Raw genomic sequence first — 11,262 nt, 5'->3', positions numbered from 1 at the left:
CACAAGGAAAAATCAAAAAGCTGGCAGAATGACATTAGCAAGTTAGACAATTGGCAGTACGATGAAATTCAAGATACATGGACATGTGCGGCTGGGCGTCAATTGTTGTATCGCTACGAAAGCAAAGAAAAGACAGAAAGTGGATATGAAATCAGAAGGCGTCACTATCGAAGTGAAAGCTGTGAAGGATGTCCACTCAAGGCGAATTGCACGAAAGCTCAAGGAAATCGAGAAATTAGCGTTAGCTTCCAATACCTGCGCTACAAAGAGCAGGTACGGGAAAAGCTTCGAAGCGAGGAAGGCTACGCGCTATCGGTCAGGCGAATGATCGAGCCAGAGAGTGTTTTCGGGCAAATAAAAAATAACCGGGGATTCCGGCGGTTTCTGCTTCGAGGCTTGCAAAAAGTAAGCCTTGAGGTCGGGTGGCTTTCGCTTGCCCATAATCTGCTCAAGAAGGTGGCAGCCGATAGAAAAAGAGAAAAGACGGTTCAGGAATGACCACCCTGAACCGTCTTTTCTTACGTTTTTCAATAAATTGGGCTGAATTATAAGTGAGCTGACCTACTTTTGGGACAGCCTCTTTGTCATGCGTTTGTTAACTATATAATAAGGAAGGGAAAATTTTTATATAGGTAGTTACAGTCTGTATCATTATGTGTATAATTGTTACATATAGTATCTTTTGTCTATTACTTACTGGGGAGGCTGCTCAAATATGATTCGAACAATTGAATCGCTGCATCATTTTAAGGAGGTTACTTCTGGCTCTGCTCTCGTAGAGTTTGGTGATTCTAACTCTTTCGTATGTAATGAGCTAGATTGTGTATTGCAAGAATTATCGGAAGACACTGGCTTCCCAATTTACAAGGTGAATGTGGATCTCCTGCCTGAGGTAGCCCAGGAACTGAGAATAGTAGAAGTCCCTGTAACGTTCGTATATAAGGCAGGGAAGCTCTCTAGCGGGTTCATAGGGGTTAGGAGTGCGGAGATGATTAGGAGCCAGCATTTATACGCATAAGTGGCCCAATGAGTCAGGTATTAATAAATAATAGGGACGGCCGTTAGAGAAGAAGACGGTCGGTCCCCTTTATCGTGGTTATACTGGAATAAATTATAAAAATTTGTTAAAGTCTAACCATTCGACAAAATAAGTTATGGAAAGCGATTACATGAGGCAAAGCTTCGACAGTATTTGTACTTTGCGCCCTATATAATAGGACTATCGTATTTTAAAAAAGAGGGTTTTGGCTAGCAAAGGAGCGAGGCGTTGTGCTGTTAATGCTTGAAAGAGTACATAAAAAGAAGCAAGAGGATCGGAAGCCGATCGATATCCGAGTCATTATGGAGCAGTTAGGAATTGACCCTGAGAAGTGGAAAAATTCTCGTACATAGGAAATAATAACTATAAATTCTATACATACATATATCATACAACATAGAACGTTAGATTTACAGAGAATATAGAGAGTAGGAGTCGGAGAGATGAACCCAAACCATTCCCCAAGAGAAGAAAGCCCAGCGTCTGACCGAGTGCAACTGGATGTTAGAGCCCTTCTGGATCAGCTTGGTATCGAACCGACACGCCTACCAGAGGAACTGCGTAGTATGCTTGAGAGTGTGACTGAGCGGCGTTAAGGAGTTCTGTGAAGTCAAGGTAACGAGTAAAGCTATGGAAAGAGAGCATGCAAAACGAATACAGTATCTGTAATAGACGACCCAGTACCGTGCCGGTACTGGGTTTGTTTTGTACCAGAAAAAAGGATGATATAGTTTTAAAGGAATATTTGGGAATGTTGTAACCGTGGACTTTGGATTAATTCATCAGCTCGTCGAGAAGACCTACTGTAAATATTATAATGTAATAGATAATGTTTCCGGTTAACAGCCCTAGCTATGATAAAAGTGATGTTTTGCAGGGCTCTTGTAAGAAGTCTTTTTTCAAAGTATCCAGCATACGGGTTTCAGTCTAGAAGTGTCCCGATTGTAGAAGCTTATGTAGACGTTTGTTTAGAGCAATTCGAGATGGCACGAAATATAATACACCAGGCAGACAGAACTATTTAACTGGCGGCGATCTGCAATAACAAGTCGTATGCGTTTTCTTCCTAGTTTAAATAATAAAATAAAACGGTTCCGACGGTTATTGAAAAAAATTTCTCTAGTGCTCGATTGAAGAAGGGCTCTAGAATTTCCTGATCGTTGTATTTAGCATCCTAAGAAAGTGGGTTGTTCTGGAGTTATGAAAGGTGTTGAAATACACTAATCGTAATCTACCGACTTTCTTAGTGTATGAATTAATCCACACGGCTGCCCTGATCCGGTGATCAAGGCGGTCATTTTGACGTTTGATCAGGTTGAGATGTTAAGTGACCGGGATAAATTAGAGACCCAGATAAAGGGAGTGGAAGGCAGTGGGCAGAAAAAAAACCAAAAACATGAATTTACATGATCAGAACGATAGAGAGGATCCATTACGTCATGAAGAGAAGAACGTGCATCTAAGCGCGTGGGATGCCGAGTTCTCAGCCCAAGGGAATAATGTGCAATTGGAAGGGGCAGCAGGTGACGGGATCACCGATGATACAGATGTATTCGAGCAAACAATTGCGAATATGGCCAACTGGGGAACATTGAATTTGCCTGATCCACTTGTGGAGTATAGGATTTCGCGATCAATTATTATTGATAAGATTATCCGTATTAAAGGACAAGGGATATCTACCTCGATCAATTATGTTGGCGAAGGGGACTTCGCTTTTAACATTAAGCGAACATCTCAGTCTGCGATTAATTCAGAAAATCAATTATTTGGAGTTGTTCTTGAGAAATTCTATCTGAAGGGAAATCGACGGCAACAAGCTGCAAGTGGCATTTACATGGAACATGTAGATCAGTTTATAATTCAGGAGGTGCATATAGAGGGGTTTAAAGGGCACGGAATTAAAATGTCAAAATGTCGTGAGGGGGATCTCATCCATCTCTTCACCAGGTATAACGGTTATCAGGATGCTGTGACAGATCTTGAAGACATTGTGATTGACTCTCCATCCACTCTACAAGGTGACCGCTCTAATGAGATAAATATTATTGGCAGCTATTCTATTTTTCCATTAGGGAGCAACATTCGCTTGGACGGTGCAGATCGTATCCGTGCATCGCATTTGATGGTGCACGGATTGGTTGCAGAAGGGTCGATCGGTACTCCAGGGTACGCTTTAAAAAAGATTATTACGAATCTCTTCGGAACATCTGAGTATCCGGATCCGGAAATTCATAAAAATACATCCCTTCTTAAACTTAATAATGGTTCTGAGTTTTCAATCAATAACAGCACGTTTACATCTTCTGGTAAGAAGATGTTCTCGGTGGATAGCTCTAAACTTAAAATGGGAGGCAACTGCAAGGCTGGAGGATTTTATGATTGGACGAACGGTACTAGTAACTACATTATCTACGCTACGAACGGATCTAAAGTACGTTTTGCTAATAATGAAATTGGCGACTGTTCCGAACCCTTCTATCGTGATTCAACTAGTAAAGTTCGTTTTTACGATAATGATGTGGTCACTCAATCTCGCCCACAAAGCATGGCTGGCAATGAGTCTATTGAATTTTATAACGATCTTCAATTAGGTGAGTCCCAATTTACTGCAAAAACGGTTAGAGCAAATGATATAAAAAACCGAAGTGTATCAGAGCCGCTAAAAATTGATGTTACGGCATCCACTTTAGACACACCATTGCAGATTAAGGCACTCTTGAACGACAGAATCACAGCAATAATGATTGCCCTAAATATCTTGTCAGATGGAACCAGTGAATTATTAATTCCTCATAGTCTGAAGGCTTTATCTACTAAGTCCATATACTACCGATCAAGAAGTGCAAATGAGCAGATGATTATCGATTTGTTCAGCAGTGCCCTGTCAGAACCTTACGTTATTAGAACAAAAGACGAGGCTGGGACATCGTATAGGTCTAGTGTTTATATTGGCGGAAATGGTACACAATCCCGACAATTCTTTATAGGCAAACAGGATACAGATATGACACTCAACATTGGTAAGAGCTCACCGCCACGTGTACCAATAGAAGGGGATATTTATTGGGATACAGTGACTAAACAATTGAAAGTATACAACGGATCAACTTGGAAAACCGTGAATTTATCATAAGAACTAAAAAGAAAAAATAATATTATCTTCATTGTTAAACAGATAGAATTATTTAGCTAAAAAAATACCACTTGGCGTTTCTGAACTACAACCGTAAGACGGACATTTTGAAAAAGTGACCTCTCACGGTTTTTTTTGTGACGGATTGTCAAGCCAAGTGCGACAGTTCATCCATGAAGGCTTCGTAAGCTGATTTCCAGTTCAGACATTTACGGGGGCGGTGGTTGATGAGACGAACAGCCTCGGCTAACTCCTCATCTGTGACCGTAGCGAAATCGTGCCCTTTAGGGAAGAACTCCCGAAGTAGACCGTTGGCATTCTCGTTAGAGCCACGCTGCCATGATGAATACGGATCTGCGAAATACACTCGAATGTCATGGATGTTCTCTAATGCCATATAGCAGGCGAACTCCTTACCACGATCCGTTGTCGCAGTCTGGAAGCTTCCTTGCGGGTGCTGACTCGCTGCTACTCCAAAAGCGATTTCCATTGAGTATGCTGTTCGGTCTGGCATCTTTATAGCAGTATAGAACCGTGTTTTACGTTCGACAAAGGTGGCTGCACAAGCCTTGCTCCGTCCTCTGCTGGACACGACAGTATCAAGCTCCCAATGGCCAAAGGTTGTACGATTACGGACTTCCTTAGGGCGCTGGCGGATCGACTTGCCCACAAGGAAGCGTCCCCGTGTTTCCATGGGCTTTCTTCGCTTCCCTCTGTGACGAAGTACCTGTGTCTCGGACACCGTCAACTTACCATCATAGAGCCAGCGGTAGATCGTTTTAAAGCAGACGAATGTCTGATCTTCGATACGTCGTTTCTCCGCGATCTGCTCTGGTGACCAGGTTAGTTTAAGCTTCTCCTGCACTTCTTCAGCAAGCTCAGGTGTAAACTTGCCTGTCGGTACACACGAAGCTCTGCGTTGCTCGTACGCTTCATGAGCAACTTCAGCTTCGTAGTGATCGTTTGACTGTCCTCGCTGAAGTTCTCGGGCTATTGTAGAATGATGGCGTTTCAGCTTTAGACCTATCTCTCTCGTCGTCCAACCAAGCTCATTCAATGTCTCTAGTTGTCCGCGTTCGATTATGCTAAGATGGGAGTAGCTCATGTTGGGTTCTCCTGTGAAAAATGGTGTTGTGGTGACTTCCATTTTACACGAATCCATTCATGGGCTACTTTGTTTTTAGCTGTCGCACTTCATATTACAATCCGTCTTGTGTTAATCGAACTATTGCAAGAATATACGGGGAATGAACAGCAAGAGAAAACTCTGAACAGGCTATTATTGAAGCAGAAATCAGGTTGTTGGAGTCCAATCCGAATGTAAGTCGGTAATAAGCGCCTCTAATGAACATGAATGAAAAAGGCCTATCGTTGGCGGACGATAGGCTGTCGGTGCAGTACGATCTATTGTTCGAAAAATTAAGTGATGCAAACTTAGCGTAAGGAGCGCTCGGCTCGAATGAATGCAATGAAACGTTTTGCTTCTTCTTGCGATAGCTTCATACCGTCAAGGCTAAGTGCGAATTTCTCTAATATATCATCTTCAGAAAGTTCAACTTGATCGGCGTCTTGAACAAAGTCCCGAACATCCGAATCAAGAACTACTTCCTGGCGATTCGTACGACCGACAAGATAATCGATCGATACTTTGAACAGATCGGCGAACTTCGTGAGCGTCTCCGTATCAGGTTCACGGCGGTTTTTCTCATAATGTGACAATGCAGCCCGCGAGATTCCTAATAAATGAGAGGTCTGTTCTTGCGTCCAGCCACGCTGCTCACGCAGTTGTGCGATGCGCGTTCCGATGTCCATCCTTTCCCTCCTATCACTCAATAATTTCATATTAATACGGATTAGAAATAAATACAGCGCTTGCAACAAAACGTCGCAACTTTTTTGAAAACACATATGAAAAACGCTTGACATGTTACATTTCGTATCGTAGAGTTAGGTGTATAGAAGATACGAAATGTATCGACAAAGACCTTACTATTTTAGACAAAAAGTCGGCCGTTTAAACATTTTTGATCATTTAGTTACACATAAGTAACACAAAAAGAATACAGTCAGGTGACGCATATGATCGAAATGCATACACACATTTTACCTGGTCTAGATGATGGGGCCAGGAGTAAGGAAGAGGCGCTCGAGATGGCACTTCAAGCAAGTGAACAGGGTATTCAACACATTGTGGCGACACCGCATCACGGCAATGAAGTTTTTGAAGCGCCACGAGAAATTGTTCTCCAGCATGTGGAGGAGTTGAATGAGTTCATTGGTAAGCATGGTGTGCAGGTGGAGATACATGCGGGTCAAGAGATACGTGTGAACACTGAGTTGATTAATGAGTGGGAACACAACAAACTGCTCACATTAGCTAACAGTAAATATATATTACTTGAGCTGCCGCATAATCATGTACCGGATTATTTTATGGATCTACTCTTTGAGCTAACAATCCGCGGCTTGGTCCCCGTTATCGCACATCCCGAGCGAAATAAAGCAGTTGTTGAGACTCCAGATCTTATTGAAGAATGGATAGGCCAGGGGGCACTATGCCAATTAACTGCTCATTCCCTCACAGGGCAATTCAGTCGGAGGATCCAAAAGCTATCGGTGCAATTACTCAAACGTAAAATGATACATTTCGTATCATCTGATGCCCACAATTGCCATACTCGGGCGTTTGCTCTTCGAGAAGCGTATCGCCTTACCGAACGTGTTATCGGCAGAGGAGGGATGAATCGTCTCAAGGAGAACAGCCGACGGCTGCTGACCAATGAAGAGATCGTCATTGAAGAGCCTATTAAGGCAAAGCGGCATCTCTTGTTCTGGTAAATCATGATCATTGCCTATTTAGGAGGTCAATAAAGTGGAATTGAAACAGTACATGCGAGTTATTCGGAAGAGACTACTGCTTATTTCTTCGATTGTTGTGATTGTTAGTGCGTTGGTGGGAGTAAAGGGGTTTATGTTTACTCAGGATGTCTACCAATCGACAGCAAAGCTAATTGTAAGTCAGTCCTTCAAGGTTAATGGAACTGAAATAATGGATTGGTCCAATGTGCAAACCAATCTTCTACTTATTAGCTCGTATAAGGAAATTATTTATTCTTCTGCGATCTTGAACAAGGTAGTGACTGAGTTTCCAGAGTTGAACGAAACGCCTGCCAACATTGCCTCGAAGCTTGTAATAAGCTCCGCTAATGATTCGCAGGTCATGAATATATCGGCTGTAGATACTACTTATAAACACGCTGCAGAGATAGTCAATGCGGTATCAAAAGTGTTTAAGGAAGAGATACCGAAAATCATGAAGGTTGATAACGTTACGATCCTGTCTGAGGCGGATTCTAACGCGATTGCCTCTCCGATTAATAGCAGTCCCATTGTTTCGGTGTTATTAGCTTTCATCGTATCACTGATGCTCGCGGTTGGCCTTGTGTTCTTACTTGACTATTTGGATGACACGATCAAGAGCGAAGAGGACGTAAACTCTGTGCTTGATCTACCAATGCTCTCCTATATCTCAAGGATTAGTAGATCGGAATTGAAGACCCGCAAATCACGCGGTGTACAACAGAAGGCAGGTGAAGGCGCGTATGCGGCAGCAAAACAGTGAGAATAATCTTGTGACTGTATTAAATCCTAAGTCTCCAATTTCTGAATCGTATCGATCCCTCCGAACGAATATTCAATACGCGTCAGTTGATCAGCATATTAAGGTGCTCATGGTGGCATCGGCTAAGTCAGGTGAAGGGAAGACAACAACGATTACGAATTTGGCGGTAACTTATGCTCAAGAAGGCAAGAAGGTGCTTCTAATTGATGGCGATTTGCGCAAGCCTTCGCTGCATCATCTGTTCCAGCTTTCGAACCGAATTGGACTAACGAGTGTCCTATTCAATCAGCAGCTTCTGCCTGAAGTCATTCGAGATACAACGGTAGATAACTTGTCAGTAATGACGTCGGGTCCAATCCCACCGAACCCATCCGAGATTCTTGGATCGAATCGTATGCAGTATTTACTAGAAGAGTTGAAGGAGACTTTCGACGTTATTCTGTTTGATACGCCTCCGGTCCTAGCTGTAACAGATAGTTTGGTGATCTCTTCATACTGTGATGGCGTAGTTCTGGTAATTCTGGCAGGGAAAATGAAGAAAAGTCTTGTTCAAAAGACTAAAGCGAGCCTAGAGCATGTACAAGCCAAGATTCTTGGTGTAGTGCTCAACAACAACACCAGGAGTAAGTCAAACGGACATACCTATTATTACTACGGCAGTAATGAATAGAACTAGGTAAGTGAGTAATATGCTTAGGTAATGTCTACTGAACCTTTATCACTGTAGACACTCGGTCACGCTGTGGGTCAATTGACCTTAGACGTACATCGTCGAGGGTGTGATGTGAGGTCGGGTTCGATGCCCGAATAACGATAGCAAGAAGCATAGAAACGCGAGTTATACCGCTTTCATTGAAAGTGGTATAACTCGTGTTTTTATACATGAAACAGAGAGAAGGATAGGGTGAGGGCCATGAAAAAAGTTCGTAAAGCGATCATCCCAGCAGCAGGATTAGGCACACGTTTCTTGCCGGCCACGAAGGCAATGCCGAAGGAAATGCTCCCGATCGTAGACAAACCTACAATTCAGTACATTGTGGAAGAAGCGATTGCGTCCGGAATTGAAGACATTATTATTGTAACGGGCAAAGGGAAACGAGCGATTGAAGATCACTTCGATACGGCGTTTGAGCTGGAACACAACCTTATGGACAAGGGAAAGCTGGATCTACTAGAAGAAGTACGTAAGTCTTCGAACGTCGAGATCCATTACATACGACAGAAAGAAGCTAAAGGGCTAGGTCATGCTGTATGGTGCGCTCGCAATTTCATTGGGGATGAGCCGTTCGCTGTGCTATTGGGGGATGACATTGTCGTCGCAGAGGTGCCATGTACAAAGCAGTTGATCGAGCAATATGAGCGTACAGAACGCTCAGTCATTGGAGTACAGACCGTTTCTATTGAACAGACAGATCGTTATGGAATTGTTGATCCACTGGACAGTGACGGCAAGCTTGTACAGGTTAATCGTTTCGTTGAGAAGCCGCCACTTGGTAGCGCGCCATCCAATCTTGCAATCATGGGACGCTATGTATTAAGTCCGAAGATTTTCGAATACCTAGATCTACATGAAACTGGGGCAGGTGGTGAGATTCAGCTGACGGATGCGATCCAGAAGCTGAATGAGGCTGAAGGCGTATATGCGTACGATTTTGATGGAACTCGTTATGATGTCGGAGAAAAGCTTGGTTTTATTTTGACCACGATTGAATTTGCCCTGCGGAATAAGGAATTGTGTCATCCACTGCTTCGCTCACTTGAAGAAATCGTCAAAAACCAATTGCATACGGATGTTATTCCGTTACGGAGGGATTAAACGATGAGCATAGGTAATCATTCACAAGTAGATGGTGATTTAGCAGAGGTTAAAGCTTTCCCACAATCAGTGACGTCCTCTAAGGCTATTACGATTCCGATTCATGGACTGGCTAAACGGTTGATGGATATTTGTTTGTCTTTGTTGGGCATTATTGTTCTTATTCCTGTTTTCATTGGAATTGCAATCATTATGAAGATCAAGGAGCCGACAGGGCCGGTATTTTTCAAGCAGAAACGAACAGGACTTGACTCGAAAATCTTCTATATTATCAAATTTCGATCCATGGTAATGAATGCCGAGGAACGGCTGAAGGCAGACAAGCTGCTGTATCAGAAGTATCTCGATAATAACTATAAGCTCGAGCAAGACGAGGATCCGAGAATTACAGCGTTTGGTCGTTTCCTCCGCAAATCAAGCCTTGATGAGTTGCCGCAGTTGATTAATGTTCTGAAGGGTGATATGAGTCTAGTTGGTCCTCGTCCGGTAGTACGTGAAGAACTGCAAGAGTATGGAGAGCGTGTTGTTGATTTTCTATCAGTTAAACCCGGTGTTACAGGATATTGGCAGGTTAGTGGTAGAAGCGACGTTGGTTATCCGGAACGAGTTGACTTAGAGCTTCATTATGTTTATAACCAATCCATCTGGTTTGATATTAAGATTTTATTTAAAACCGTTTGGACTGTCGTGCTCAAGCGAGGCGCGTATTAACTGAGTGGGAAGGGATTCAAATGAGTAAAATATCGGTACTTATTCCGACCTATAATGCAGCTGGATACTTATCTGAGTTAATACCTGGTTTATTAAATCAGAAGCGCTCATCGAATGATGAGCTTGAGATCATTGTTGTTGACTCGTCATCTACGGATCGTACGCGAGACATATTGAGCCGAGACTATCCTGAGGTGACCGTTCATACCATTGATAATAAACAGTTTGATCATGGCGGAACAAGAAATCTCCTCGCGAATTTGGCGACAGGAGATTTCTTGCTTTTCATGACCCAGGATGCAATACCTTATAATGATGAACTTCTTGTCAACCTCAAATCTGAGTTTGCCGATGAGAATGTATTGGTTTGTTATGCTAGACAAATTCCGAAGCTGGATGCTTCACCGTTGGAAGTATTCGCGAGAAGCTTTAATTATCCTGACAGACGGTTTGTCAAAGATCAAGCTGCGTTGAAGGAAATCGGAATCAAGACCTTCTTTAATTCGAATGTGTGTAGCATGTATCGAAGCAGTGACTTCCATAAGAATGGCGGATTTCCAGAGAAGATCATTCTTAATGAAGACATGATCTATGCGTCGAAGGTTATTTTCGGGGGAAAGAAGGTTGTTTACGCAGCTGCAGCAAAAGTTTATCATTCGCACAATTACTCATTGAAGCAGCAGTTTAAGCGCTATTTCGATATTGGGATGGCCTTTGATGAGACGAAGTATTTGCTGGAGCACGCTTCCAATGAGAAGGAAGGCATGCGGATGGTGAAAAAACAACTGAAATATTTAATTGAAATGAAAAAGCCTTACATGATTCCTTACGCAATAATAGAAGCTGCATCGAAATTTATCGGATACAATTTGGGCAAGCGACATCAAAAAATGCCTCAAAAGTGGAAAAAAAGATATTCAGCATATATGAAGGGATAG

At 42.7% G+C, this 11,262-nt stretch carries 12 protein-coding genes; 10 read left to right on the top strand and 2 right to left on the bottom strand.

What is annotated here, in order from left to right; genetic code table 11:
• The 4 genes from DFQ01_RS26855 to DFQ01_RS26845 all read left to right on the top strand — a co-directional run.
• A partial coding sequence (locus DFQ01_RS26855; protein ID WP_181394753.1) for a transposase occupies positions 1 to 498 on the top strand: 498 nt, incomplete at its 5' end.
• 217 nt (positions 499 to 715) lie between these two features.
• Entirely contained in the window at positions 716 to 1,018 is a 303-nt protein-coding gene (locus DFQ01_RS26850) for a thioredoxin family protein (protein ID WP_110047020.1), read from the top strand.
• A 251-nt stretch (positions 1,019 to 1,269) separates the two neighbouring features.
• The gene (locus DFQ01_RS31985) at positions 1,270 to 1,392 is read left to right on the top strand and encodes a hypothetical protein (RefSeq protein WP_281272045.1); all 123 of its coding nucleotides are present in this window, start codon (positions 1,270 to 1,272) and stop codon (positions 1,390 to 1,392) included.
• Between the two features lie 1,019 nt (positions 1,393 to 2,411).
• The gene (locus DFQ01_RS26845; protein ID WP_110047019.1) at positions 2,412 to 4,175 is read left to right on the top strand and encodes a hypothetical protein; all 1,764 of its coding nucleotides are present in this window, start codon (positions 2,412 to 2,414) and stop codon (positions 4,173 to 4,175) included.
• 148 nt (positions 4,176 to 4,323) lie between these two features.
• On the opposite strand, the gene DFQ01_RS26840 is transcribed toward DFQ01_RS26845, so the two are convergent.
• Entirely contained in the window at positions 4,324 to 5,280 is a 957-nt protein-coding gene (locus DFQ01_RS26840; RefSeq protein ID WP_110047018.1) for an IS30 family transposase, read from the bottom strand.
• A gap of 329 nt (positions 5,281 to 5,609) precedes the next feature.
• A complete protein-coding gene (locus DFQ01_RS26835; protein WP_110047017.1) occupies positions 5,610 to 5,987 on the bottom strand; it encodes a helix-turn-helix domain-containing protein in 378 nt (125 codons plus the stop codon).
• Positions 5,988 to 6,254: 267 nt separating this feature from the next.
• Between DFQ01_RS26835 and DFQ01_RS26830 the strand changes: the two genes are divergently transcribed.
• From DFQ01_RS26830 to DFQ01_RS26805, 6 genes are all read left to right on the top strand, one after another.
• Positions 6,255 to 7,013: a tyrosine-protein phosphatase gene (locus DFQ01_RS26830; protein WP_110047016.1), complete on the top strand. Its 759-nt coding sequence runs from the start codon at positions 6,255 to 6,257 to the stop codon at positions 7,011 to 7,013.
• Positions 7,014 to 7,047: 34 nt separating this feature from the next.
• A complete protein-coding gene (locus DFQ01_RS26825; RefSeq protein WP_110047015.1) occupies positions 7,048 to 7,797 on the top strand; it encodes a YveK family protein in 750 nt (249 codons plus the stop codon).
• A complete protein-coding gene (locus DFQ01_RS26820) occupies positions 7,778 to 8,467 on the top strand; it encodes a CpsD/CapB family tyrosine-protein kinase (protein WP_110047014.1) in 690 nt (229 codons plus the stop codon). Before DFQ01_RS26825 ends, DFQ01_RS26820 begins: the two co-directional genes overlap by 20 nt.
• 243 nt (positions 8,468 to 8,710) lie before the next feature.
• Positions 8,711 to 9,613 (top strand): UTP--glucose-1-phosphate uridylyltransferase GalU, encoded by a 903-nt coding sequence (gene galU, locus DFQ01_RS26815; protein ID WP_110047013.1) that lies wholly within the window; start codon positions 8,711 to 8,713, stop codon positions 9,611 to 9,613.
• Positions 9,614 to 9,616: 3 nt separating this feature from the next.
• The gene (locus tag DFQ01_RS26810) at positions 9,617 to 10,324 is read left to right on the top strand and encodes a sugar transferase (RefSeq protein WP_110047012.1); all 708 of its coding nucleotides are present in this window, start codon (positions 9,617 to 9,619) and stop codon (positions 10,322 to 10,324) included.
• Between the two features lie 20 nt (positions 10,325 to 10,344).
• Positions 10,345 to 11,262 (top strand): glycosyltransferase family 2 protein, encoded by a 918-nt coding sequence (locus DFQ01_RS26805; RefSeq protein ID WP_110047011.1) that lies wholly within the window; start codon positions 10,345 to 10,347, stop codon positions 11,260 to 11,262.

Source organism: Paenibacillus cellulosilyticus (assembly GCF_003182255.1).
Classification (GTDB): Bacteria; Bacillota; Bacilli; order Paenibacillales; family Paenibacillaceae; genus Paenibacillus_T; species Paenibacillus_T cellulosilyticus.
The sequence above is the reverse complement of the archived record's forward strand: the minus strand, read 5'-3'. Positions and strand labels throughout refer to the sequence as shown.

What these genes read in the sequence shown, in the direction of transcription:
- DFQ01_RS26850 (WP_110047020.1), top strand. Translation starts at nt 716, where the DNA reads ATGATTCGAACAATTGAATCGCTGCATCATTTTAAGGAGGTTACTTCT.
- DFQ01_RS26840 (WP_110047018.1), bottom strand. Translation starts at nt 5,280, where the DNA reads ATGAGCTACTCCCATCTTAGCATAATCGAACGCGGACAACTAGAGACA.
- DFQ01_RS26835 (WP_110047017.1), bottom strand. Translation starts at nt 5,987, where the DNA reads ATGGACATCGGAACGCGCATCGCACAACTGCGTGAGCAGCGTGGCTGG.
- DFQ01_RS26830 (WP_110047016.1), top strand. Translation starts at nt 6,255, where the DNA reads ATGATCGAAATGCATACACACATTTTACCTGGTCTAGATGATGGGGCC.
- DFQ01_RS26820 (WP_110047014.1), top strand. Translation starts at nt 7,778, where the DNA reads ATGCGGCAGCAAAACAGTGAGAATAATCTTGTGACTGTATTAAATCCT.
- galU (WP_110047013.1), top strand. Translation starts at nt 8,711, where the DNA reads ATGAAAAAAGTTCGTAAAGCGATCATCCCAGCAGCAGGATTAGGCACA.
- DFQ01_RS26810 (WP_110047012.1), top strand. Translation starts at nt 9,617, where the DNA reads ATGAGCATAGGTAATCATTCACAAGTAGATGGTGATTTAGCAGAGGTT.
- DFQ01_RS26805 (WP_110047011.1), top strand. Translation starts at nt 10,345, where the DNA reads ATGAGTAAAATATCGGTACTTATTCCGACCTATAATGCAGCTGGATAC.